Source organism: Vogesella oryzagri, assembly GCF_040148885.1.
Classification (GTDB): Bacteria; Pseudomonadota; Gammaproteobacteria; order Burkholderiales; family Chromobacteriaceae; genus Vogesella; species Vogesella oryzagri.
On sequence record NZ_JBEFLD010000001.1, the window covers coordinates 1 to 23,000 of the forward strand.

At 62.9% G+C, this 23,000-nt stretch carries 19 protein-coding genes; 10 read left to right on the forward strand and 9 right to left on the reverse strand.

What is annotated here, in order from left to right:
* Nucleotides 1-376 (reverse strand): Crp/Fnr family transcriptional regulator (locus tag ABNW52_RS00005; protein WP_349582268.1); only part of this gene is annotated, 376 nt, incomplete at its 3' end.
* 327 nt (nucleotides 377-703) lie between these two features.
* On the opposite strand from ABNW52_RS00005, the gene ABNW52_RS00010 reads away from it, so the two are divergent.
* The 6 genes from ABNW52_RS00010 (at nucleotide 704) to ABNW52_RS00035 (ending at nucleotide 7,417) form a co-directional block, all read left to right on the forward strand.
* On the forward strand, nucleotides 704-922 hold the full coding sequence (locus ABNW52_RS00010; protein ID WP_349582269.1) for a CsbD family protein: 219 nt from the start codon (nucleotides 704-706) through the stop codon (nucleotides 920-922).
* A 161-nt stretch (nucleotides 923-1,083) separates the two neighbouring features.
* Nucleotides 1,084-1,398 (forward strand): BON domain-containing protein, encoded by a 315-nt coding sequence (locus tag ABNW52_RS00015; protein WP_349582271.1) that lies wholly within the window; start codon nucleotides 1,084-1,086, stop codon nucleotides 1,396-1,398.
* Nucleotides 1,399-2,156: 758 nt separating this feature from the next.
* Nucleotides 2,157-3,548 carry a purine-cytosine permease family protein gene (locus tag ABNW52_RS00020; protein WP_349582274.1) on the forward strand — a complete coding sequence of 464 codons (1,392 nt, stop codon included), beginning with the start codon at nucleotides 2,157-2,159 and terminating at the stop codon, nucleotides 3,546-3,548.
* 17 nt (nucleotides 3,549-3,565) lie between these two features.
* The gene (locus tag ABNW52_RS00025; RefSeq protein ID WP_349582277.1) at nucleotides 3,566-4,342 is read left to right on the forward strand and encodes an SDR family NAD(P)-dependent oxidoreductase; all 777 of its coding nucleotides are present in this window, start codon (nucleotides 3,566-3,568) and stop codon (nucleotides 4,340-4,342) included.
* A gap of 517 nt (nucleotides 4,343-4,859) precedes the next feature.
* On the forward strand, nucleotides 4,860-5,867 hold the full coding sequence (locus ABNW52_RS00030) for a helix-turn-helix domain-containing protein (RefSeq protein WP_349582279.1): 1,008 nt from the start codon (nucleotides 4,860-4,862) through the stop codon (nucleotides 5,865-5,867).
* A 413-nt stretch (nucleotides 5,868-6,280) separates the two neighbouring features.
* Nucleotides 6,281-7,417: a branched-chain amino acid ABC transporter substrate-binding protein gene (locus tag ABNW52_RS00035; RefSeq protein WP_349582282.1), complete on the forward strand. Its 1,137-nt coding sequence runs from the start codon at nucleotides 6,281-6,283 to the stop codon at nucleotides 7,415-7,417.
* Between the two features lie 112 nt (nucleotides 7,418-7,529).
* On the opposite strand, the gene ABNW52_RS00040 is transcribed toward ABNW52_RS00035, so the two are convergent.
* From ABNW52_RS00040 to ABNW52_RS00050, 3 genes are read right to left on the reverse strand one after another with little or no spacing between them, the layout of a single operon-like run.
* Nucleotides 7,530-8,702, reverse strand: a complete 1,173-nt coding sequence (locus ABNW52_RS00040) for a M20 aminoacylase family protein (RefSeq protein ID WP_349582285.1) — start codon at nucleotides 8,700-8,702, stop codon at nucleotides 7,530-7,532.
* Between the two features lie 12 nt (nucleotides 8,703-8,714).
* Nucleotides 8,715-9,929, reverse strand: a complete 1,215-nt coding sequence (locus ABNW52_RS00045) for a diaminopropionate ammonia-lyase (RefSeq protein WP_349582288.1) — start codon at nucleotides 9,927-9,929, stop codon at nucleotides 8,715-8,717.
* Between the two features lie 44 nt (nucleotides 9,930-9,973).
* Nucleotides 9,974-10,261, reverse strand: coding sequence for a M20/M25/M40 family metallo-hydrolase (locus ABNW52_RS00050; protein ID WP_349582290.1), 288 nt, complete (start codon nucleotides 10,259-10,261; stop codon nucleotides 9,974-9,976).
* Nucleotides 10,262-10,402: 141 nt separating this feature from the next.
* Here ABNW52_RS00050 and ABNW52_RS00055 point away from each other — a divergent pair, with 141 nt between their 5' ends.
* Nucleotides 10,403-10,876, forward strand: a complete 474-nt coding sequence (locus ABNW52_RS00055) for an Lrp/AsnC family transcriptional regulator (protein ID WP_349582293.1) — start codon at nucleotides 10,403-10,405, stop codon at nucleotides 10,874-10,876.
* A gap of 57 nt (nucleotides 10,877-10,933) precedes the next feature.
* Here ABNW52_RS00055 and ABNW52_RS00060 read toward each other — a convergent pair whose 3' ends face one another.
* The 5 genes from ABNW52_RS00060 to ABNW52_RS00080 form a co-directional block, all read right to left on the reverse strand.
* Complete coding sequence (locus tag ABNW52_RS00060; protein WP_349582296.1) at nucleotides 10,934-14,530, reverse strand: sensor domain-containing diguanylate cyclase; 3,597 nt, start codon at nucleotides 14,528-14,530, stop codon at nucleotides 10,934-10,936.
* 288 nt (nucleotides 14,531-14,818) lie between these two features.
* The gene (locus tag ABNW52_RS00065; RefSeq protein ID WP_349582299.1) at nucleotides 14,819-17,215 is read right to left on the reverse strand and encodes a sensor domain-containing diguanylate cyclase; all 2,397 of its coding nucleotides are present in this window, start codon (nucleotides 17,213-17,215) and stop codon (nucleotides 14,819-14,821) included.
* A gap of 135 nt (nucleotides 17,216-17,350) precedes the next feature.
* Nucleotides 17,351-17,680, reverse strand: coding sequence for a LysR substrate-binding domain-containing protein (locus ABNW52_RS00070; protein WP_349582302.1), 330 nt, complete (start codon nucleotides 17,678-17,680; stop codon nucleotides 17,351-17,353).
* 158 nt (nucleotides 17,681-17,838) lie between these two features.
* A complete protein-coding gene (locus ABNW52_RS00075) occupies nucleotides 17,839-18,741 on the reverse strand; it encodes a DMT family transporter (RefSeq protein WP_349582305.1) in 903 nt (300 codons plus the stop codon).
* Between the two features lie 138 nt (nucleotides 18,742-18,879).
* Complete coding sequence (locus tag ABNW52_RS00080) at nucleotides 18,880-19,554, reverse strand: GntR family transcriptional regulator (RefSeq protein ID WP_349582308.1); 675 nt, start codon at nucleotides 19,552-19,554, stop codon at nucleotides 18,880-18,882.
* A 320-nt stretch (nucleotides 19,555-19,874) separates the two neighbouring features.
* Between ABNW52_RS00080 and ABNW52_RS00085 the strand changes: the two genes are divergently transcribed.
* The 3 genes from ABNW52_RS00085 to ABNW52_RS00095 are packed head-to-tail and all read left to right on the forward strand — an operon-like array spanning nucleotide 19,875 to nucleotide 22,994.
* On the forward strand, nucleotides 19,875-20,615 hold the full coding sequence (locus ABNW52_RS00085; protein ID WP_272811046.1) for an SDR family NAD(P)-dependent oxidoreductase: 741 nt from the start codon (nucleotides 19,875-19,877) through the stop codon (nucleotides 20,613-20,615).
* A complete protein-coding gene (locus ABNW52_RS00090; protein WP_349582311.1) occupies nucleotides 20,608-21,666 on the forward strand; it encodes a phosphotransferase in 1,059 nt (352 codons plus the stop codon). The genes ABNW52_RS00085 and ABNW52_RS00090 overlap by 8 nt, the downstream gene beginning before the upstream one ends.
* Nucleotides 21,663-22,994 carry an aspartate aminotransferase family protein gene (locus tag ABNW52_RS00095; protein WP_349582314.1) on the forward strand — a complete coding sequence of 444 codons (1,332 nt, stop codon included), beginning with the start codon at nucleotides 21,663-21,665 and terminating at the stop codon, nucleotides 22,992-22,994. Before ABNW52_RS00090 ends, ABNW52_RS00095 begins: the two co-directional genes overlap by 4 nt.
* The last annotated feature ends 6 nt before the right edge of the window (nucleotides 22,995-23,000 follow it).

Below are 23,000 nucleotides of genomic sequence, written 5' to 3' on the forward strand. Positions count from 1 at the left end.
ACATCAGCTGCAGCAGCTCGGCGTGGCGGTTGACCTCGTTCTTGAAGTGGCTGCCGGCCAGGCGGAAGGCGTAGCCGGCGCTTTGCACGATGGCGCGGCTGGGGGTGCTTTCTCCACCCATGAACACCGCGATGCCGACCATGCCCTCGTTGCCGACCACCGAGATTTCTGCCGAGGAGCCGCTTTCCATCACGTACAGCAGCGACACGATGGCATGGGTGGGGAAGAACACGTGGCGCAAGGCGTCGCCGGATTCGTACAGCACCTTGCCCAGCGGCAGCTCGATCAGCTCGAAATAAGGCCGCAGCCGGTCGAGGACCTCTGGCGGTAAGGCGCCCAGCAGGTGGTTTTGCTGGGGCGTGATGGTCGTAGACATGGCCGGCTCCAGATAGTGGCAACCCTCATGCACGGCAGTATAGATAAGCCGGCGCCGATTTATGCCCTGTCACTGCATCAGCACAGGGGGCTGCGCCTGGCGGGCCACCAGCCCGTTACGGCACGTTGCTGCACGTACCGCCTGCGGTCACTGTTTTGCAGCAATGTGGCGCAGCGTACCGACAGTGCCGCACCGTAGCTGCAGCATGGTGACACTGTCCGGTACGGCGGTGGCCAACCCTAACGTGGTACGCGCTGCCGCTAGCGGGGGAGCGGATGCCAACTTGACCATCTTGTCAGCCGCATCCGGCGTCAAAAGGAGCAAGTCATGAACTGGGACATTATCGAAGGTAACTGGAAGCAGTACCAAGGCAAGGTGCGCGAACAATGGGGGGATCTAACCGATGATCACCTGGAGATGATTGCCGGCAAGCGCACCATGCTCGCCGGCAAACTGCAGGAAATGTACGGTATTTCCAAGCAAGAGGCCGAAGAGCAGGTCCGCCATTTCGAGGAAAGCAGCAAGGGCGTCGATTTGATGCCTTGATGCCGGTGGCGGCGGGGTGCGGCAACGTTGCCGGCCCTGCTGCGTAGCACCCTGCAGCAAACCGCTGCCCTCCCGCGATGCTGATGCGCGCTGGACAGCGGTAGTGGTCGGCTGGCCAGCAACACGCCGCCGGCACACGCAACCATTGTGGAGCATCCATCATGAAAGCATTCAACAAGTACCTGTCCGCATTTTTCGTGGTCGCCTCGCTGCTGTCGGCGGCGGGCTGTTCCGCGACCCGCGAGCATCAAAGCACCGGCCAGTATATGGACGACAGCGTGATTACCGGGCGCGTCAAAACCGCGATCTTCAACGACCCGGTGCTGAAAGTGACCGAAATCAATGTCGAAACCTATATGGGGCGCGTGCAGCTGAGCGGCTTTGTTCGCTCAAGTGCAGATGCCAACCGGGCGGTGCAACTGGCCCGTGGCGTCAGTGGCGTGAGGTCGGTCAAAGACAATATGCAGATCAAGTGAGTGCCGGCCGTGGCCATCGCAAGGTGGCGAGACCCCTGTTGTCAGTCCGGGCAGGGGTTTTTCATGTGGTCACTGTAAGTGGCGCTGCGGCCATGCCAGTCCTGGTCACCGTGGGCCGTAAGATAAGGCTACTTCCAGGTGGAAAGCAGCCATTTGTTCCAATGGAAAAACTGGCCGCTAAGGCCAACCTGCCGCCAATCAAGCGGCATGAGTGATAGATCGTAGGCATCATGCAAAGCATCCATCAGATCAAGCTGATGCCTTTCTGTCGGTAGGGCAGGGCCGTGCCTTGTGGTTTCGACTTTAATTGACGCTTAGCGGGCGAACTTGGCTTGTAAGGCTGGCTTGTTTACGACTTTAGCCAGAATACAAGTCGTATCCATGGTGCTGAGAGCTAGGCGGGGCAAGGGTGACTGTTTACGACTTTAATAGGCCAGAACATCTGTTCCGGTGTATTGAAGCTGTAGAGAGATGATTAAAGTCGACAACAAATGCCGGGCTGTTTTGCTCTGCCGGTGACTCTGCGCCATTTTCCATGCCCACCGTTCTCCTTCCGTGAAGGTCTTCTCACTGCTGCTGCGGAGCGGCGCAGGTCAGTAGGGGCGCCGCTCGACCCTACTATGTTTTCTACCCTTGCCAATATCTGATAGTGGCTGCTGTCGGCATCACTTATTTTTTGCCTCACAGACCGTTGACTCCGCTTCAGGCCGAGCATGGTCTTACGGAAATACTCATTACACATCCGGGTGGGGGGAAATATGGAAATCGAGAACAGATGTGTCGAGTTCATTCCAGAGAATGAACGTTACGGTTCAGCCAAACGGCTGTTTACCATCTGGTGTAGTGCCAATATGCAAGTGACCACCATGGTGATCGGTGCGCTGGGCGTAGTGGCGGGGCTGAACCTTGGCTGGACATTCATCGGCCTGATCCTGGGCAACCTGATCGGCTCCATTTTCATGGCGGCCCACTCCGCGCAGGGTCCGCATCTGGGCATTCCGCAGATGATTCAAAGCCGGGCGCAGTTTGGCGTGATCGGTGCCGGTGTGCCGTTGGCCATCGTGGTGCTGGCATACATCCTGTTTACTGCGGCCAACGGTGTGGTGATGCGGGATTCCATCAAGGCGGTGGTGCCGGTATCGGATAACGACGCGATTATCCTGTTTGGCGTGCTCACCCTGATCGTCGGCTTCATCGGCTATGAGCTGATCCACAAGATCGGTGCCTACATGAGCGCCATTTCCGGCGTCATTTTTGTGATGGCTGCTTATCTCGTGCTGCAAAAAGGCCTGCCGGCCGGTGTGTGGATGGTGTCGGGCAGCACCTTCAAGTTTGCCACCTTCTGTCTGGTGGTCACCCAGGCCGCCTCCTGGACCCTGGGGGCCGGTCCTTACGTGGCGGATTACTCGCGTTATCTGCCATCCAATATCTCTACCCAGTCGACCTTCTGGTACAGCTATCTGGGCATTGTGGTCGGTTCCACCGTTGTCATGCTGCTGGGGGCCATCATGGCTGCCGCGGCGATGGATGTCACCACGGATCCGGGTAGCGCCATTGCCAACCTGTTTCCGGAGCATAAACAGCTGGCGTACTACGTGATCATCATCGGCGTGCTGGAATGGAACGTGATGAATCTGTACAGCTCGTATATGTCGACCACCACCATCTTTACCGGCTTCAAGGGCGCAACCAAGATCGGCATGTGGACCAAGTTCATCATCATGGCCATTGTCGCCATTATTGTGACCTTGATCGCCATTGCCGCGCAGTACAACTTCAACGCCTACTTCAGCGACATCCTGATCGGGCAGGTATATGTGCTGGTGCCATGGAGTGCTATCAACCTGGTGGATTATTACCTGATCCGCAAAGGTCGCTACAGCGTACCGGCCATGTATGATGTCAACAGCATTTACGGCAAGGTGAACTGGAATACCCTTGCCATCTATGCAGTTGCAGTGGTGGCACAGATTCCGTTCATGGAGCTGTCTTTCTACAAGGGCCCGATTGACCAGATTATCGGTACCGATATCTCCTGGTTGCCCGCCCTGGTCATTCCAGGTGTGCTGTACTACCTGGTAAACCGCAACAAACAGCTGCATTTGGCCGTATTTGAACGCGCCGAATTGTCTTCGCAACCCACTCGCTAAGCAGGCAGGAAAACGTGATGCCAAACACATCAGGACGCCTTGCCGGTAAAACGGCGATCATCAGTGGCGGTGCCAGCGGATGCGGCGCAGCAGCTGCAGAGCGCTTCGCCCGCGAGGGGGCGACAGTGGCCATCGTCGATCGCAATATCGAGCTGGCCAGAGCGGTAGCGGCAGAAATTCGCGATCAAGGCGGGGCGGCATCGGCGCATTACGCGGATGTGGCCCAGCAAGCAGAAGTCAATGCCGCGGTCGCAGAAATATGGGCCCGCCACGGCGATGCCGATATTCTGTTCAACCATGCCGGCACGCTGATCGTAAAACCTTTTCTGGAGATTCAGGAAAGCGAGTGGGACTGGCTGATGGGGGTAAACGTCAAAAGCATGTTCCTGATGACGCAAGCCGTGCTGCCGCAGATGCTCCGAAAAGGCAAAGGCAGCATTGTGTGCACCTCTTCTATTTCTGCCGTCTGCGCAACGCCGGGCGAGGTGCTCTACGATGCTACCAAAGGTGCCTGCCACATGTTTGCCCGGGCCATTGCGGTGGAGTATCGCGACCAGGGTATCCGCTGTAATGCCATTGCCCCCGGCTTTATCCGCACGCCGCATGGCATAAAGGAACTGGAAGATTTGCAGGCGATGGGGGTGGATGTCAGTGAAGCTGCCATTATTCAGCAACAGGGGCGGCTATGCGAACCACACGAAGTTGCCAGTGCGGCACTGTTTTTGGCATCTGATGAATCCAGTTTTGTGAATGGCACGCACCTGTTTGTCGATAACGGCTTTTCTGCCATTTAATACTTAGCCGCGTTAAGCCTGAGAAAACGCCGCCTCAATGATTTGAGGTGGCGTTTTTTTTAATGCTGCTCGGTTTTTATCCGCCAAAGGTTTATCGCCTGTGAATTCACACTACGGGAGGCGCAGCAGGCAATAATCTCCCTCGGCCCGGTAGGGTTGTTACCACTCTGTTGCGTAATACTAATGACAAAAAATTGTTTTGGTACTGGGCACTGTTATTGCTAGCTACAGCAGTAGATCACTGTTATGAAGTAACTCGGTGCAGCATGGCAGGCATGCCGCCATGCCTTGCCCTGGGCGGTCGCTCCTTGCTGATTTGCCCGCAACTTAGGCTAGACGGTATGTCTTGAGCGTGACGCAGGCGATGTCTGCTGTTTTTGGGCATGCCGGATTGCCGGGGCGCTGCGCGGAATGCAGCTGACTAATTTGGTGACGCAGTGCTTTGCAGCGTTGCAAAGTGTGTGTTGCAAGATCGCCAATATGCCATTGAATTTAACTGCTGTTCAATTTTAAAGCCATGCAAAATTCAAATGTCTTGCAAGCATCGGTGAGTGCATCGTTCTGCGTGAGCAGCAATGTGGAGGATCAGGCACGCTCATTTTCAGGGTGGGGGCTGTCATATACGCAGATATCTGATGGCATCTTCCGTGGGTCTTCTGCCATGTCCGCGGCAGGCGGGATGAGTTTTCTTGTCGAAGACTTGAATAAGAAAATCTTGCAACGTGGCACAGTACCGAAAAATAGGCTGGCGATCGGTATCCCATTGGAGCTGGAAGGGCATTCCAGAATGTGCGGCGAGCAAAGCACAAGAGATGCCCTACATGTTTTTTCCTGCTATTCCGAATTCGAGTTTTTGTCACCCGAGCGCCACATTGTCGCCAATGTTGAATTCGATATTCCTTCGCTAAGCTCGGATTTGACGCAACAGCTCGGGCAGGCGCTGCATGCAAAGTTGCTATCGCCGGTTGTCTTGTTAACAGCAGATGCGGCAGAGAACATAAGACAGTTATTGCGACAGGCGCTAGGATCAATTCAGGCCGGCGAGGTGCTTTTCCCTGAGCAGCACAAAGAGCGTCTATCACTGCTGGAGAGAAATGTCCTCTATGGAATAATGGAGGCAGTTGCTGACTTTCCTGATTTGACCTCTGAGCGTTTGCCAAAACCAAACAAGGGTTGGGATCTGGTCAAGCGGGTCCAGCAATTGCTGCAAAATCCGGATTCATGTGTTCTTTCGATTTCTGAGCTTTGTATTGAGCTAAATTTGAGCCGCCGTACCATTCAATATGCATTTGAAAATGCCATCGGCACCAATCCAGCTAAATACCTGCGGGCGGTAAGGCTCAATCATGTTCGGCATGATTTGATGTCCGGGCTTTCTGTTACTGACGCGGCAATCCGCTGGGGTTTTTTGCATCTGGGCGCCTTTGCCCACGATTATCGTGTCTTTTTTGGCGAACTTCCCTCCGCCACGGCCAAACGTTATGGTTATGCCAAAACATTGATGGCCCATCATCCAGCAGATTAACGCGCAATATCCAGGGTTGTCGGCAATTCACCTGCCAGTTTCCGCTGGCACCTCGCGCACGCCATGCTTCCATGTTTGTCCATCGGCCCGATCAAGGAAGAAGGCATCGCAGCAGGTGCTGGTGGCTGGCATTGCTGCAGGCTGGGATTGGCTTGGAGTGGTGCCTGGCGGCCGCTACATGGCGGTGTCGGACTGGCTCATGTTCCTGTCGTCCATAGTCAAGTGGGCGGGGGGCAATTCTTCATTATGAAACATAATAATTACGTCGCCACCAATATAGCAATTGCATATTTGGTGGAAGGCTCCTGCAAAGTTGCTGGTGAATTCCAACATGGAATTGCAGAAATAATTAAGTTCATTGAATTTTGCGCACACAAAACCACCACCAAAAAATTCAAAACAGGAGAAACTAGATGTCCACTTCCACGAAAATGCTTGTCAGCTGTATTGCGCTCGCCTTCGGCGCCATGGCTTCCGGTAGCGCATTGGCTGCCGGTGACCAGGTAGTGAAAATCGGCCTGACCGGCCCGCTGACCGGCCCGCAGGCGGCAACCGGCAAGGATGATGAAAACGGTGCCCGGATGGCACTGGACTATGTCAACTCGCAGGGCCTGGTGATCGGCGGCAAAAAAACCAAGTTCGAGCTGGTGTCCGAAGATGATTCGGCCGACCCGCGTACCGGCATGCTGGTGGCGCAGCGCTTTGTCGATGCCAGCGTCAATGCCGTCCTCGGCCCGTATAACTCCGGCGTCGCCATTCCGATTTCCAAGCTGCTGAACGATGCCGGCATCGTGATGGCGACCGTGGCATCCAACCCCAAGGTAACGCAGGGCGGCTATCCGTACGTGTTCCGCATCGGCAATACCGACAGCCAGTCCGGCTCGCGCATGGCGGTATTTGCGGCCAAGAACATCAAGGCCAAGAAATTCGCAGTGATTGATGACCGTACTGCCTATGGCCAGGGCCTTGCCGACGAATTTGAAAAATCGGCCAAGAGCAGCGGTGTGCAAATTGCCACCCGGGAATATACCAACGACAAAGCCACCGATTTCACCGCGATTCTTACCCGGATCAAGGGCATGAAAGTCGATGGCATTTTCTATGCCGGCTACCACGCCCAAGGCGGCCCGCTGCGCAAGCAGATGGCGCAATTGGGTATCAACGGCTACTTGCTGGGTGGCGATGGCATTTGCAACGAAGAAATGTTCAAGCTGGGCGGCAAATCGGTGGATGAGAAAGTGTTCTGTCCGCAAGGCGGGCCGGTGCTGGATCAGAGCAGCGCGGGCAAGAGCTTCAAGGCGGCATACAAGCAGCGTTTCAATACCGAACCGTTGACCTATGCGGCGTCCATGTATGACGGCATGATTCTGCTTGCCAAGGCCATGCAGAAGGCCAACTCGACTGATCCCAAGAAATACAAGCCGGTGCTGACCGCGATGAAGCATCAAGGCGTTGCTGGCATGTATGAGTTTGACGACAAGCATGATCTGAAAAACTCACCGATCAGCGTTTACACCTTCAAGAATGGGCAATTGGTCGCACTGAACTGAATGGCATGAAACATGCATCGCCCGCCAGTGATTCTGGCGGGCGATTTTTTTTGGGCCGGAGGTTGGCCGCAGGGCGCAGCCATGCCGCCGGCGGCGGCTGGCGTGACCGGGGTTAACGGCGCTGGCTGCTGTCCGCCAGCGCCAGCCGCGCCAGCGCGGCAAAGTAGCCGGCGCCAATGGGCAGGATGGCATCGTTGAAATCGTAGCCGGCATTGTGCAGCGGGGTGGCGCCCGGCTCGCCGTCGGCACCGTTGCCGATGAAGATGAAATTGCCCGGCACCTGCTGCAGGAAGGCGCCGAAATCCTCGGAAATCATCATCGGCGCCACGTCGTCGTCCACCGTATCGCTGACGCACGCCGCGGCGGCCGCGGCCAGCGCCACGTATTGCGGCGAGTTCACCGTGGGGGCGAACTCGTGGGTATAGCTGAACTCGCAGCTGGCGCCGTGGGCATGGCAGATGCCTTCCGCCAGGGTACGCATGCGGCTGGCCAGCAGCGCCTGGATCGCCGGACTGTAGCTGCGGGTGTCGCCGCGGATGATGACTTCGGACGGCAGCACATTGCGCAGGCCGTCGGTGACGAACTCGGTGCAGGACACCACCGCCGGCTGGCCGGGGTCCACGTTGCGCGCCACCACCGTCTGCAGCGCCAGCACGATTTCGGCGCCGATCACCAGCGGGTCGATGCCCATGTGCGGCCGGGCGGCATGGGTGCCGCGGCCACGGATGCGGATACTGAAGTTGTCCTCGCTGGCCATGATGCCGCCGCCGCGGGTGGCAAAGCTGCCGGCCGGCATGCCCGGCATATTGTGCACACCGAAGATGGCATCCACCGGAAAGCGCTGGAACAGGCCATCGGCCATCATCGCCTTGGCGCCGCGGCCGTGCTCCTCGGCCGGCTGGAAGATGAAGCGCACCGTGCCGTTGAAATCGCGGCGCTCACTCAGCAGCTGGGCCGCGCCCAGCAGCATGGCCATGTGGCCGTCGTGGCCGCAGGCGTGCATCTTGCCCGGGGTGCAGGAGGCATGCCGGCGTTCGGGCATGTTTTCCTGAATCTGCAGCGCATCCATATCGGCGCGCAGGCCGATCACCGCCGGGCCATCGCCGACCCGCAGGTTGGCGACGATGCCGGTGCCGCCGATGCCGGTATGCACCTCCAGCCCCATGTCGCGCAGCAGCTTGGCGGCAAAGGCGGCGGTGTTCACTTCTTCGAAGCCGGTTTCCGGGTGGCGGTGCAGGTGGTGGCGCCAGGCCACCAGCTGGGCGTGTCGTTGCTGGGCTTGCATGCTGATGTCTCCTTAGTAACCGTTGGCCAGCAACCAGCGCGCCTGGCGCCGGCTCACGCTGTCGGCCGATTCCTGCACCAGCTGCTCGTACAGCGCAGGGGCGGTGGCGCCTTCGGTGTTGATGAGTAGCACCCGCGACTGGCGATCGAGGCCCACCGCTGCCGCCATGGCGGGATCGTCCACCAGCCGCTGCAGCCCGGCCAGACCGGCGGCGCCGGATTCGCCGGCCACGATGGGCACATCGCGCCGCGCCCCTGCGGCCAACGTTTGCATGGCGCGCACCGCGTCGCTGTCCTGGATGGTGATGAAATCATCGATGGCCAGTTGCAGTACCTGCCACGCCAGCGGCGAGGTTTCGCCGCAGGCCAGCCCGGCCATGACCGAATCCACCGTGCCGCTGGCCCGCGCGGGCTGGCCCTGCAGGGCGCTCTGGAACAGGCAGTCGGCCTGCACCGGCTCCACCACGATGAAGCGCGGGCGCTGACTGCCGTAATGCTCCCACAGATAGCTGGCCAGCCCGGCCGCCAGGCCGCCGACGCCGCCTTGCAGCAGCACGTGGCTGAACGGTGCGGCCTGCGCCAGCTGCTCGATGATCTCGGCGGCGATGCCGCCGTAACCCTGCATCACATCGCGCGGAATCTCCTCGTAGCCAGCGTAGGAGGTGTCGGACACCACCTGCCAGCCGTGTGCGGCCGCCAGTCGGGCGGCCTCGGCGACCGATTCATCGTAGTTGCCGCTGATACGTACGATGCGCGCGCCGTAGGCGGCGATGGCGTCCTCGCGCTCCTGGCTGACCTGGGCGTGCAGCACGATCACGCAGGCGCAGCCCACGGTCTGTGCCGCCGCGGCCAACGCCCGGCCGTGGTTGCCGTCGGTGGCGCTGATCACGGTCAGCGCGCCCAGTTGGCCGCGGTAGTCGCCGCGCAATAGCCGCGCCGGGTCCAGCGCCGGGTTCTGTCGTGCCAGCAGGCGGATCAGCGCCGCCGGCGCCCCCAGCGCCTTGAAGCTGCCCAGTGCGGAACGCTGCGATTCATCCTTGACCGCCAGCTGCGCCACGCCCAGCCGGCTGGCCAGTTCTGGCAGCGACCACAGCGGTGTGGCCCGGCGGCTGAGCAGCGGCCATGGCGCCAGCCAGCGGCGGCTTTCGTCGCCGCGGTGGATATTGAGGATGCGGCGCAGCGCGGCAGGGTAGTGTGCATGGCTGGCTTGCGGGTTGTGGATCAGCATGGGGCGGTGGCTCCGAATGACGGTGGTGGGTGAGGGCAACACAATCAGGCCGGCAGGCGGCTGGCGACGGCGTCCAGCAACACCTGCGCACCTTGCCGCAGCTGGCTGTCGTCGGTGTGTTCGCGCGGGGTGTGGCTGATGCCGCCGTGGCAGGAAACAAAAATCATCGCGGCGGGGGCGATGCGGGCGATCATCTGCGCATCGTGGCCGGCGCCGGAGGTCATGCGCCGGCCGTCCAGCGTGTCGTCGCGGCCGATGTCGCCCTGTGCCCGGATCTGGCGCCGCAGGGTATCGCTATCGGGTGGCAGTGGCAGCAGTGGGGTCAGCGTCATGTCTCGTCTCCAGTCGTGACGCCCGGTGTGCGGCGCCGGAGAAATAATATTTCTTGCTGGCCGTGATTTTTTCTCTATCAACCAGGTATAAACGCAAATTCTTTGCGATATAACGGCGGCTACTGCAAACGAGGACTGACGATGACTTCTCCGCTGGATGGCTACGATCTGAAACTGCTGGCGGCGCTGCAGCAGGATGCGCGCACGCCGCAGAACGAACTGGGCGATACGGTGAATCTGTCCACCGCAGCGGTGAACCGCCGCCTCAAGCGGCTGAGTGAAGAAGGGGTGATCGAGCGCTACACCGCGGTGGTGTCGCCGGATGCGCTGGGCTATGGCCTGACCATCATTGCCATGGTGGAGGTGGAGAGCGAGCAGATCGACCAGCTGGATGCCACGCGGCGCGCCTTTGCTGCCTGCCCGCATGTGCAGCAGTGCTACTACGTGGCCGGGGAGTGGGATTTTGTGCTGCTGTTCGTGGTGCAGCACATGGAGCAGTACAACGGCCTGACGCGGGAGCTGTTCTTCGGCAATGCCAACGTGAAGCGCTTCAAGACCCTGGTGGCGATGAGCCGCGACAAGGTGGGGCAGGCGCTGCCGCTGCTGCCGGGCTGAAAGGTTGGCCGCAGCGGGCGCTGCGCGGTGCCGGGGTGGCCGGCAGCGGCCCGTTCGCTACAGCAGGCCGGCGCCCTGCCGGTAGAAGCACACCTGGTTGCGGCCTTTCTTTTTCGCCAGATACATGGCGGCATCGGCATTCTGTATCAGCTTGTTTTCGTCATCGCCGTCTTCCGGGTACACGGCGCCGCCGATGCTGGAGGAAATGGCCAGCGGATGGCCATCGACGGCGAAAGTCTCGGCCAGGGTGGCGCGGATTTTTTCCGCCACCTGCTGGGCATCGGATGCGGCATGGATGGCCGGCAGCATCACCACGAACTCGTCGCCACCGATGCGGGCGATGGTGTCGGATTCGCGGACGCACTCCAGCATGCGCTTGGCCACCAGCTTCAGCAGCTTGTCGCCGACGGCATGGCCCAGGCTATCGTTGACCGGCTTGAAGTTGTCCAGGTCGATATACAGCAGCGCCAGACGCGTTTGGTGGCGTCGCGCGGTGGCCAGCGCCAGTGTCAGCCGGTCGGCATAGAGGGCGCGGTTGGGCAGGCCGGTCAATAAATCGTGGTGGGCCAGATAATTGATCTGTTCTTCCGCCATTTTCTTGGCGGTGATGTCGGCAAACACCGCAATGCGGCGCAGCACCTGGCCATCTTCGCCATGAATGGTGTTCACACTCATCAATAACGGGTAGTCACTGCCGTTCTTGCGTTGATACCACATCTCGCCATGCCAGCCGCCGGTGTCCAGGATGGTGCGCCATACCTCCTGGTAGAAGGCCTCCGGCTGGCGGCTGGCGCGCATCAGCTTGGGGTCTTGCCCGATGATCTCGTCGGAGCGGAAGCCGGTGATTTTTTCAAAGGCCGGGTTGACGGCAAGAATCCGGCTGTCGGGGTCGACCACCATGATGGCCTCGTCGATGGTCTCGTACACCGAGTTGGCGAGCAGCAGCTGCTCCTCGATGCGCTTGTGTTGCATGGCGATGCTGATCAGGTTGGCCGCTTGGTGCTGTTGCTCCCGGTCCGGCAGTTCGTGGCTGCCGGTGTGCTTGCGGAAGGAAACCAGCACGCCTTCCACCGTGGATTCGCCGGAGATGATGGCTTCCGAGCAGCAGATTTCCAGTCCGGCCGGCAGCGCGATGCCCGCCGCGTGCGACGCGCTGTCGGCCGTCTGCAAGACAAGCTCCGGCAGCGGCGGATACCACAAGGCCGGTAGGCTGGTGCCGGCCAGCGCCGTGCCGCTCTCGCCATCGTGGCTGAAAATCGCGTAGGTCAGGTCCTGGTTTTCCGCTTCCAGGCTGGCAATGATCTTGTCCAGCACGTCGTTGAGCTTGCCGCCGCGGGCCAGCATTTCCATCACCGCGCTGCGTATCGCCTCCTGCTCTTGCTTGCGCTTGCGCGCATCGATGTCGGAATGGGTGCCGATCATGCGCAGCGGGCGGCCGTCCGGCAGCCGGCTGACCAGCATGCCGCGTGCCAGTATCCATTTCCAGCGGCCGTCGCGGGTGCGGGTGCGGAATTCATAGGTGTAGACCGGGGCGTTGCCCGCCAGGTAATCGGCAATCGCCTGTTGGCGGATGGCCTGATCTTGCGGATGCTGGCGCGCAGCCCAAACCTCGATGGAAGTTGACTGCGGCTCGTCCGGGTAGCCCAGGATGGCGAGCTCCCGGCTCGACAGGAACAGCTCGCCGGTCTGCATATTCCAGTCCCACAGGCCATCGCCGGCGCCTTCCAGCGCGAATTTCCAGCGTTCCTCGCTATCGCGCAGCGCTTCTTCGGCTTTTTTGCGGTCGGTAATGTCTTCCACGATCGACCAGATGTACTGCTCGCCATTTTTGCCATGCAGCAGCAAGCCGTTCAGGCTGATGCGCACCAGGCTACCATCCTTGCGCTGATACTCTTTCTCGTACGGCCCGTACCGCCCCTGGCTGAGCAGCTGCGCCAGTTGCCGCGCCTCGTCCGGCTCGTACTTCCTGGGCGTAAGCGCCCAGTAGTCCAGGGTTTTCAGCTCTTCCGCGGGATAGCCGCAGATCCGCTGGAACGCCGCGTTGAAGTCCAGGTAGCGGCCTGCCAGATCGGTCAGCGCAATGCCCAGCGGCGACAGCTCGTACAGCCCGGTGAGCTTCTCCGCGTTTTCTGCCAGTTCGCCGATCTTTTCTTCCACCTGCGCCTCTACCCGTGCGGTGTAGCCGGTGCCCAGCATCAGGAACGCGCCCAGCAGGCCGGTGCCCAGGATGCCGGCGGCCAGCACGACGGCGCTTTGCCAGCCGCGATGCCGCGCAAGGTAGGCCGGGCTGGGGGTGGTTTCAAACAGGAATTCGCGCTGTCCGAAAATCAGCTTTTGCTGCCAGATCGCCGGCTTGCCGGGCTGCAAAAAGGTGTTGTACACCACCTGTGCGGTGCCGGCGTCGGTCAGACGCAGGTGCAATGCCGCTTCGGCATGCGGCAGCAGTTTGTTCACAAAGTCATCGATGCGGATGGCGGTCAACACGACGCCATCATCGCCACGCACGGTCTTGACCGCGTGCAGCAACAGAAAGCCGTAGCGATGTTGTGGTGCCTGGATCAGGCGCACTGGCGGCGTGGCCGCGCTGCGGCCGCTGCGGATGGCCAGCTGTACCGTTGTGGCCCGCGCGGGGGTGGAAAAGACATCGAAGCCCAGCGCAAGCTGGTTGCCCTGGAACGGCTCGATATAGGTGATCGGGTAATACAGCGCCCGCGTGCCGGCCACTTGCAGTACATCACGCCGGTCGCGCTCGCGCACGCTGAAACCCGGCAAGCGCGCTTGCTGCGCCGCTTCGAACTGCGGCCGCTGGGCGAGGGCAATGCGCGGCGCCCATTCCACGGCCTGGATCATCGGGAAGCGCTTAAGCGCTTCTTGCGAGAAGCGGCGAAACTCGTCGGCGGTGACTTCGTCATCGCCGGCAAACAGCCCCTTGGTTTGCGCCAGCAGCGATTCCTGTTCGTCCAGCCGCGCCTGAATGGTGTCGGCCATGCGCTGCGACTGCAGCTGGAACTCGAGCATGGATTCGGTCTGTTCCCAGCGGCTGACATTGACGTACAGCACCACCAGCATGGAGAAGGCAAACAGCATCGGGATGGCGACGGTGCTGGCCCGTTTGCGCCATAGCGGGCGGGGGGCGCCCGCCAGTACCATGGTGAGCGGCAGCAGCACCAGCACGCCGAGGGTATCGCCGATCCACCACATGAACCAGCTGAGCGGCACGCTGCTTGCCGGCACCAGACCGAGCAGCAGCAGGCCGCCGACCGACAGCGTAGCGCTGATCAGGCAGATGGCCGGGGACAGCAGCTGGAAGCAGAGGATGTCGCGCAGGTTGTCGAAGGCGGCCGGGTAGCCAATCACCCGGCGTAGCAGCTTGCCGCCGAGCACCGCCTGCAGCAGCGATGCCAGGGCAATCAGCAGGGCGGCGCCGCTGCCGAGCAGGCTGAGCTGCTGGCTGCTGTCGTAGCCGATCCACAGGTTGAGCAGGAAAGAGCCGAGCAGGATGCCGGGGATCGCGCTGCGGCCGGCAATGAAGGCCGCGGCCAGCGCAATGCCGGCGGGCGGGAAAATGGCCGAGGCGTAGCCCGGCGGAATGGCCAGCAACAGGCTGAGCTTGCCGCAGATGATATAGGCGGCCGCCAGCAGCAAGGTCAGCACGGGCAGGCGACGCGTGACGCTGTTGGCGGTTTGCCCGGGTGCTGGCGGGGGAGTGACGGGCACTTTTGTCATCTTTTTAGCGTGCGACCAGTGGTTTGCTGACCACCATTTAAAATAGCGGCAAATTTCGACAAAAACATAATAGGCAATTGGGTTGTAGCGGCCGGCAGGCCGCAGAACGACACCATATCGAATCTACTCGGCAAAAAAAAGGCCGTCGGACGTGCGCCGCCGCCGCGCGCGGGAAGCCGCCGGCTGCCGGCTGCGGGGGTATCGGCGCGGGGCTGTTCAGTTGGCCGCAATATCATCTCTTGCGGCCAACTCGACGCGGTTGCGGCCGGCATGTTTGGCGGCATACAGCGCCTTGTCGGCGCGGCGCAGCGATTCATTCTCATTGGCATCGCTGGCGGCGGCCGCCGCCAGACCGATGCTGACGGTGATCTGCCCGACGAGCGGCACGCTGGCCGCGGCGATGCTGGCGCGCAGTTTCTCGGCAACCAGCAACCCGTGCTGTGGCGCGGTATCCGGCAGCAGCACCAGGAACTCTTCGCCGCCGAAGCGGGCGGCGAAATCCGTTTCCCGCACGCCGCTGTGCAGGAGATTGGCGACGAACTGCAGTACGTGGTCGCCGGTTTCATGGCCAAAGCTGTCGTTGACCCGCTTGAAGTGGTCAATATCCAGCAACAGGACGCTATAGCGTGTCCCGCTGCGCTGCATGCGCAGGAACTCCACATGCAGCCGCTCATTGGCCGAGCGGCGGTTGGCCAATGCGGTCAGGGGGTCATGGCGGGCAAGCTGCTCCAGCTCGCGGTTGGCCTGCATCAGCTCGGAGACATCCTTCACCACCAGCAACAGCATGGTCATGCCCTCATGCGCCACCGGCAGCAGGGTGACCTGGCAATCCACCATTTTGTGGAACGAGGAATAGCCGCTGATCAGCAGGCGCTCGGTGCGGCCCGCCATGGTGCGCAAGGCCGCCTGGTAGAGGCCGTTGACTTGCCAGCTCGGGATGTGATGGAAATTCTGCTCCAGCAGCGCCTGCCGGCTGGCGCCCAGAATGCTGGCGGCGGCGTCATTGGCCAGCACGCACTGGCCATCGGCCCGGTACAGCAGCAGGCCGTTGTCGCTGGCGTGAATGATGGACTGGTTCAGGAGCTGCTGGCTGTGCAGCGCCACTTCCAGACTATGCTGCGCGGTGACGTCCATGACGGCACTGCGGGCGAAGACAAACTGGCCGGTCGCATCGAAATGCGCATTGGCGCTGACGCGCACATGCAAGGCGCTGCCGTCCTGGCGCAGGAACTCGGTATCTTCCGTGCTGACGGTTTGCCCTTGCTGCATGGCGGCCAGCTGGGCGGCAAATTCCGTGCGGCATGCCGGCGGCAGTAACTGGCTGACGTGCAGCCGGCCCACCACTTCTTCGCGGCGATAGCCCAGCCATTGCAGCTCGCGGTCGTTAATCTGCGTGATGATGCCTTCGGCATTGTGGGAGTGGTAGCCGACCGGGGATAAGTGGTACAGCTCGGACAACTCGGCGGTGCGTGCCGCCACTTTCTGCTCCAGCTGGCGGTTGCTCTCCGCCAGCGCCTGCTTTCTCGCCAGCAGTTGCTGGGTCATTTCGCGTAGCGACGAGCCCAGTTTCTGCAGTTCCAGGCTGTGCTTGCCGGCCTCGAAGCTGGCGCCCTCGTCGCCCTGGGCCACGCGCTGCGCCACTTGCACCAGTTGCTCGATCGGGCGGCTGAGGTGGGTGGCCAGCCACAGCGCGCACAGCATGAAAATGGCCGAAGCCAGCAGCGCGATCAGCAGCAGCGTCTGCTGCAGCTGCTTGACCGGCGCCAGGGCCGCGGCCAGCGGCTGGCGCACCACCACCTGCCAGCCAAGCTCGGTGCTCGACCTGGCGTCAACGTCCACCTTGCTGGTCAGGTAGGCGGTGCCGCTGGGCCAATGCATGGTGGCGTAGCCGTCGCGGATGGTGGCCAGCGCGGGCGGCAGCGGGTTGCCGACGGCGGCATAGGGAAACAGGATCTCGTTCTTGCGATTGAGGATCAGCACTTGCATGCCATCGCTGGCGTGCTTGTCGCTGAGCGCACGTTGCACCACTTCCTGCACCCAGCCCCAGTTGGCATGGCTGCCCAGCACGCCGCGCACCTTGCCATCCGGCCCCAGGATCGGGGCGGCAAAATCGACGAAGCGCAGCGGTTCATTGGGGTTGGGGTTGGGCAACTTCTTGGCCAGCAGCACCGCCTGATGCACATCGCCGACATACGCGCCCTGGCGGCCCTGGATGAACCACGGCCGCTGCTGCACGCTCTGGCCCACGAGCAGGCCGCCGGCCGCGGACCGCACCGTACCGGCCATATCCGCGACGCCAACCCAGGCATAGTGACGGTAGGAGTTCTTGATGTCTTCGAGCTGCAGCCTTAGTTGCGGGCTATGCAGCTCACTGTGGCGGAAGACCGGAAAGCGGGACAGCAGCGAGATTTCACGGTCACGTTCGTGCAGGTTTTCGGCCAGGGCATGGGCAATGTTGCGGCTGACATCGTGCAGTACCTCGCCGCGTGACTGGGCTACCTCCTGCGAGGCGGCCTGCTCGAAATAAAATGCGGTGGCCGCACCCACCAGCAGCGACAGGCTGCCAAACAGCAGCACCAGGCGCACGCGAAAACTCTGCAGCAGCTTGCTCATCGGGCACTCCCCGCTAGCCAATGCTGAAAGCTTAGACATAATCACGGCCTGCCCGGTAGCTATTTTGGCGCTGCTGCGCTATGTCGTGGCGGCCGTGACGTGCGGGCCGCTGCCGTCAGCACGCAAGGCGGGCGATCAGCGCCTGTCGTGCGCCGTCGCCGGCAATTGCGCACGCATGAACGCTACGAAGGCGCGCACCCGCGCCGACACGTGCCGGTGCTGCGGGTAGATGAGGGAAAACTGCCGCGAACGGCCACCATACGCCGGCAACACCTCCACCAGCTCGCCGCGCGCCACGGCCGGCGCGGCGATGAAGTGGTAGGTCTGAAACAGGCCGCCGCCGGCAAACCCCCAGCTGATGCAACCGGCGGCATCGTCCAGCACCCGGCGCCGGCTGTGGCCGTTGTACTCCAGCTCGCTGCCGTCCGCGGCGGTAACGAGCCGCCGGCAAATGCTGGCGACCACCAGCTATCGAGTCCGCGAGCCGTGGTCGCCCTGGCGGTGCGGGAGTGGCTGCGGCGGTGGGAAGCGGCTTTGCGCTGCGATGATGCCCGCCGGTGTCCGCGCCACTACGGTTACAGGCCGCCCCGCACTGCGGCGGGGCGTGGGCCGCGGTGGGGCGGCTAGTCGTGCAGCTCGGTCAGCGACACCTGTTCCGGGCGCGATTCGCGGCTGATCAGCATCACCGCGCACAGGATCAAGGCGCCGCCCAGCACTTGCGCCAGGCTCAGCTGTTCGCCCAGGAACAGCCACGCCAGGATGATGGTCACCACCGGTTCGGCGGTGGAAATCAGCGACGCCTGGGTGGCGCCGGTGCTTTGCAGGCCGGAGAGGAACAGCGCCAGCGCCGCCACCGTGCCCAGCAGCACGATGCCCAGGATCGAGCCCCAGCCGACCAGGCTGTGCGGCGGGCTGAAGCCGTTGATCGCCAGCCAGCCGCCGTAGCAGCTGGCGGCAGACAGCACCACCACGCAGGCATGGGTCAGCGGATGGCCGCTCTGCACCAGCCGGCTGCCGGCCAGAATGTACAGCGAATAGATCACTGCAGAAGTCAGCCCCAGCAGCAGGCCCAACGGCTGCGCCTGCAAATCCACGCCGACGGTGACCAGCAGACCGGACAGTGCCAGGCACAGCGCCAGCAGGCGGCGGCGGGTGAACGGCTCCTTCAGCAGCAGGGTGGACAGCGCCAGCACGATGGCCGGAAACAGGTACAGCAGCAGCGAGATGGTACCGGCATTGGCATAGTGCAGGCCGTTGAAGTAGCAGGCGGCCATGCCGGCATAGCCCAGGCTGCCCATCAGTATCAGCACCAGCAGCGACTGGCCGCGTGGCCACTCCAGCCGCTTGGCCAGGCACCACGGCAGCAGCAGGACGCCGGCCAGCGCAAAGCGCAGGAACAGCAGCGTGGGGGTGGAGGCGCCGTCTTCGTAGGCAAAGCGGGCGAAGATGGCCATGCTGCCAAAACCGATGGCGGACAGCAGGATCTTGAGCTGGCCAAGCCAGGCATGGGGTTGAGTGCTGGGCATGTCGGGGATCACAGGCTAAGGGCAAAGTTAATCGGCAGGGCGCTGGCGCTTGCGGCCAACCTTACCATGCCGGATGGATGGCGGCGCCGCTTGTCGCCAAGCGACAGCGTCGTGGGCGCCGGCCGCTGTGTCCGGGCGCTACGCATCCGGCGCAGTCGCGGCTTGCAGATGCTGCAGGATCACCTGCCCGCCGCACAGGATGTCATCGCTGATCGCGCGGGCGGCGGCCGGGCCGTCATGGACGCGGATGGCGGCCAGCACCGGGTAGTGGAAGTCGAGCATGTCGTCACCGCCGGCACTGTAGACGTCGGCAATCAGCGGCCCCATCTGCAGCCAGATGCGGTACAGGATGCCCTGCAGGAATGGCATGCCGGCGATATCGACCAGCGCGAAGTGAAAGCGCTGGTTGAGGTCGCAGCCGCGGGCGGTGTCGCCGTCGGCAATCGCCTGCTCGTTCTGGCGCACCAAGTCTTCCAGCTGGGCGATCTGCTCGGCACTGGCATTCTGCGCCGCCATTTCTGCGGCCAACCCTTCCAGCTTGATGCGGATGGCGCGGATCTCCAGATAGCGTTCTACCGTCATGTGCGGCACACGGATGTCGCGCGCCGACTTCATCGCCAGCGCCTGCTCCTGCACCAGCCGCAGGATGGCATCGCGTACCGGAGTGACGCTGGTGCCCAGCCGCGCCGCCAGCTCGCGGATCTTCAGCCGCTCCCCCGGCTTGAGCTTGCCCTGGATCAGGGCATTGCACAGCAGGTGGTAGACGGTGCTGCCGAGGTTGTCGTGTTCCAGCGTGTCCAGCGCGTCGGTCATGGTGGGGCGTGCCGCAAGATTGAGTTGGCCTGATTCTAGCATCGGCGCCAGCAAATATGATGCATCAAATAAACAACAGGGCCGCGCGGGCGGGCGTGCAAGGTTGGCCGCAGGGTGGCAAGACCGGCGCGGCCACGCTTGGCGGCAGTCGCCATCACGCGGCACGGCGCTGGACGTGCCGTGCTTGCAATTAAAAAATGCAACAAATATGATGCATCATAAATTTGATTGCCGTACTGTCACGGTAAATCAGCCTGCGCCGCGCGGCCGGATCGCTCGCGATGTGTCAGTGCCAGCGCCCAATCAACCAGGAGTCTGCCATGCCGGATAAAAAACGTTACATGCTGTTGACGGGGGCCAGTCGCGGCATCGGCCACGCCACCGTCAAGCTATTCCAGGAACACAACTGGCACATCTTCACCGTGTCGCGGCAGCCGTTTTCCGAGGACTGCCGCTGGCCGTCGGCGCGCGCCAGCCATGTGCAGGCCGATCTGGCCGACCTGTCCTGCCTCGATGCGCTGGTGGCGGAGGTGCGCAGCCGGCTGCCGGGTGGCGAGTTGCACGCGCTGGTGAACAATGCCGGCATCTCGCCCAAGGGGCCGCACGGCGCGCGGCTGGGTATCCTGGACAGCGACATGGACACCTGGGGCCGGGTGCTGAACGTCAATCTGGTGTCCACCGCGCTGCTGGCGCGGGCGCTGTTCCCGGAGCTGAAAAAAGGGCAGGGCAGCATCGTCAACGTCACCTCCATTGCCGGCTCGCGGGTGCACCCGTTTGCCGGCGTCGCCTACGCCGCCTCCAAGGCCGGGCTGGCGGCGCTGACCCGCGAGCTGGCGCATGAATTCGCGCCGCACGGCATCCGCGCCAATGCCATCGCCCCCGGCGAGATCGACACCGCCATCCTGTCGCCGGACACTGCCAAGATTGTCGAGCACGATGTGCCGATGCAGCGGCTGGGCACGCCGCACGAGGTGGCGGAGGCGATCTATTTCCTGTGCTCCAACCGTTCCTCCTATATCAACGGCTCGGAAATCCACATCAACGGAGGCCAGCATGTCTGACAGCGCCATCGACCAGCTGTTTTCCACCATGGGCAGCGCCACTACGCCCGAGGCTGCCAGCGAACTGCTGTGGCAGCACTACGGCCTGCGCGGCCGCGCCAGCCCGCTCAACAGCGAGCGCGACCAGAACTTCCACATCCACGGCGACGACGGCGAGCAGTACGTGCTGAAGCTGACGCACCCGGCGGAGGCGCGCGGCGTCACCGATTTCCAGACCCGCGCGCTGCTGCATGCCGCCAGCCGCGACCCGGCGCTGCCGATCCCGCGGGTGATGCCGCGACTGGATGGTGCGCCGTATGCGGCGATAACGCTGGCGGATGGCACGCAGCGGGTGCTGCGCCTGTTCAGCTACCTTGGCGGCCAACCTTTGCACCAGATCACGCGCAGTGCCGCGCAGCGCCGCGACCTGGGGGCAACGCTGGCGCGGCTGGATCTGGCGCTCAGCGATTTTGCCCATCCGTCCGCCGATCACGCGCTGCTGTGGGACATCCAGCACAGCGAACGGCTGCAGCCGCTGCTGGCCGAGCTGCCGCCGGGGCCGCAAACCGACACCCTGACGGCGTTCGTCGCCCATTTCCAGCGCGAGATCCAGCCGGCGCTGGCCGGGCTGCGGCGGCAGGTGATCCACAACGACCTCAACCCCTACAACGTGCTGGTCGACCCGCAGGACCAGATCACCACCAGCGGGCTGATCGACTTTGGCGACATGGTGCAGGCGCCGCTGATCAACGAGCTGGCGGTGGCCTGTTCCTACCAGCTGTCCGGTAATGCCAACCCGCTGGACACCGCCGCCGAGCTGATCGCCGGCTATCACCAGTTATGCCCGCTACGGCGCGAAGAAGTGCTGCTGCTGTACGAGCTGATCCTTACCCGGCTGTGCATGACGGTGACCATCACCGGCTGGCGCGCCAGCCGCTACCCGGAAAACAAGACCTACATCCTGCGCAACAACGGCCTGAGCTGGGACGGCCTGCAACGGCTGCAAGCCATTGGTCGTGACGCCGCGCAGGCATTTTTGCTGCAGGTGTGCGGCATGAAAGGACAAGCATGAGCAGCAAGGACCAACGCATGGCCAATGCCTTCGATCCGGCCACCGCAGGCAGCCTGCCGGCGCGCGAACAGGCGCTGATCCAGCGCCGGCAGCAGGTGCTGGGGCAGGCCTACCGGCTGTTCTACGAGCAGCCGCTGCACGTGGTGCGCGGCGAGGGGGTGTGGCTGTACGACCCGGACGGCACGCCGTACCTGGATGTGTACAACAACGTGGCCTCGGTCGGGCACAGTCACCCGCGGGTGGTGGACGCCATCGCCCGCCAGGCGGCGACGCTGAACACCCACACCCGCTACCTGAACGACATCATCCTCGACTACGCCGAGCGGTTGCTGGCCACCCTGCCGGCGGCCGTCAGCCAGGCGATGTTCACCTGCACCGGTAGCGAGGCCAACGATCTGGCGCTGCGGCTGGCGGCCAACTATAGCGGCGGCAGCGGGGTGATCGTCACTAGCCATGCCTATCACGGCGTTACCAGCAGCGTGGCGGCGTGTTCGCCGGCCTTCGGCCACAACGTGCCGCTGGGCGTGCACGTGCGCACCGTGCCGGCGCCCGACGCCTACCGTTACCCGGACGAGGACGTGGGCGCGCGCTTTACCCGCCACGTCGAGCAGGCCATCGCCGACCTGCAGCGGCACGGCATCCAGCCGGCGGCGCTGCTGGTGGACACGCTGTTTACCAGCGATGGCGTGTTTGCCGAGCCGGCGGGTTTTCTCGCCGGTGCCGTCGACGCCATCCGCGCCGCCGGCGGGCTGTTCATCGCCGACGAAGTGCAGGCCGGCTTCGCCCGCAGCGGCAGCCACTTCTGGGGCTTCCAGCGCCACGGCGTCACCCCGGATATCGTCACCATGGGCAAGCCGATGGGCAACGGCCACCCCATCGCCGGGCTGGCGGCACGGCCGGAGATCATCGACGCCTTCGGCCGCCAGGTGCGCTACTTCAATACCTTTGGCGGCAACCCGGTGTCGTGCGCCGCCGGCCTGGCGGTGCTGGACATCATCCGCGACGAGGGCCTGCAGCAGAACGCGCGCGACACCGGCGCCTATCTCAAGGCCGGCTTCGACACGTTGGCCGCAAAACATGAACTGATCGGCGATGTGCGTGGCGCCGGTTTCTTCCTGGGGGTGGAGCTGGTGACCGACCGGCAGCGCAAGACGGCGGCCACGGCGGAAACCGCCCGCATCGTCAACGCGCTGCGCCAGCGCCACATCCTGATCAGCGCCACCGGCCCGGCCGGCAACATCCTCAAGGTCCGGCCGCAGCTGCCGTTCTCGCGCGCCAACGCCGACCAGCTGCTGGCCACGCTGGACGAGGTGCTGGCCGGGCTGTAGCCGCGC

Bases quoted from the DNA above. Each gene is read 5' to 3' on its own strand.
- ABNW52_RS00035 (WP_349582282.1), top strand. From the start codon at position 6,281: ATGTCCACTTCCACGAAAATGCTTGTCAGCTGTATTGCGCTCGCCTTC.
- ABNW52_RS00055 (WP_349582293.1), top strand. From the start codon at position 10,403: ATGACTTCTCCGCTGGATGGCTACGATCTGAAACTGCTGGCGGCGCTG.
- ABNW52_RS00065 (WP_349582299.1), bottom strand. From the start codon at position 17,215: ATGAGCAAGCTGCTGCAGAGTTTTCGCGTGCGCCTGGTGCTGCTGTTT.
- ABNW52_RS00050 (WP_349582290.1), bottom strand. From the start codon at position 10,261: ATGACGCTGACCCCACTGCTGCCACTGCCACCCGATAGCGATACCCTG.
- ABNW52_RS00090 (WP_349582311.1), top strand. From the start codon at position 20,608: ATGTCTGACAGCGCCATCGACCAGCTGTTTTCCACCATGGGCAGCGCC.
- ABNW52_RS00030 (WP_349582279.1), top strand. From the start codon at position 4,860: ATGCAAAATTCAAATGTCTTGCAAGCATCGGTGAGTGCATCGTTCTGC.
- ABNW52_RS00025 (WP_349582277.1), top strand. From the start codon at position 3,566: ATGCCAAACACATCAGGACGCCTTGCCGGTAAAACGGCGATCATCAGT.
- ABNW52_RS00085 (WP_272811046.1), top strand. From the start codon at position 19,875: ATGCCGGATAAAAAACGTTACATGCTGTTGACGGGGGCCAGTCGCGGC.
- ABNW52_RS00020 (WP_349582274.1), top strand. From the start codon at position 2,157: ATGGAAATCGAGAACAGATGTGTCGAGTTCATTCCAGAGAATGAACGT.
- ABNW52_RS00015 (WP_349582271.1), top strand. From the start codon at position 1,084: ATGAAAGCATTCAACAAGTACCTGTCCGCATTTTTCGTGGTCGCCTCG.
- ABNW52_RS00080 (WP_349582308.1), bottom strand. From the start codon at position 19,554: ATGACCGACGCGCTGGACACGCTGGAACACGACAACCTCGGCAGCACC.
- ABNW52_RS00010 (WP_349582269.1), top strand. From the start codon at position 704: ATGAACTGGGACATTATCGAAGGTAACTGGAAGCAGTACCAAGGCAAG.
- ABNW52_RS00040 (WP_349582285.1), bottom strand. From the start codon at position 8,702: ATGCAAGCCCAGCAACGACACGCCCAGCTGGTGGCCTGGCGCCACCAC.
- ABNW52_RS00075 (WP_349582305.1), bottom strand. From the start codon at position 18,741: ATGCCCAGCACTCAACCCCATGCCTGGCTTGGCCAGCTCAAGATCCTG.
- ABNW52_RS00095 (WP_349582314.1), top strand. From the start codon at position 21,663: ATGAGCAGCAAGGACCAACGCATGGCCAATGCCTTCGATCCGGCCACC.
- ABNW52_RS00045 (WP_349582288.1), bottom strand. From the start codon at position 9,929: ATGCTGATCCACAACCCGCAAGCCAGCCATGCACACTACCCTGCCGCG.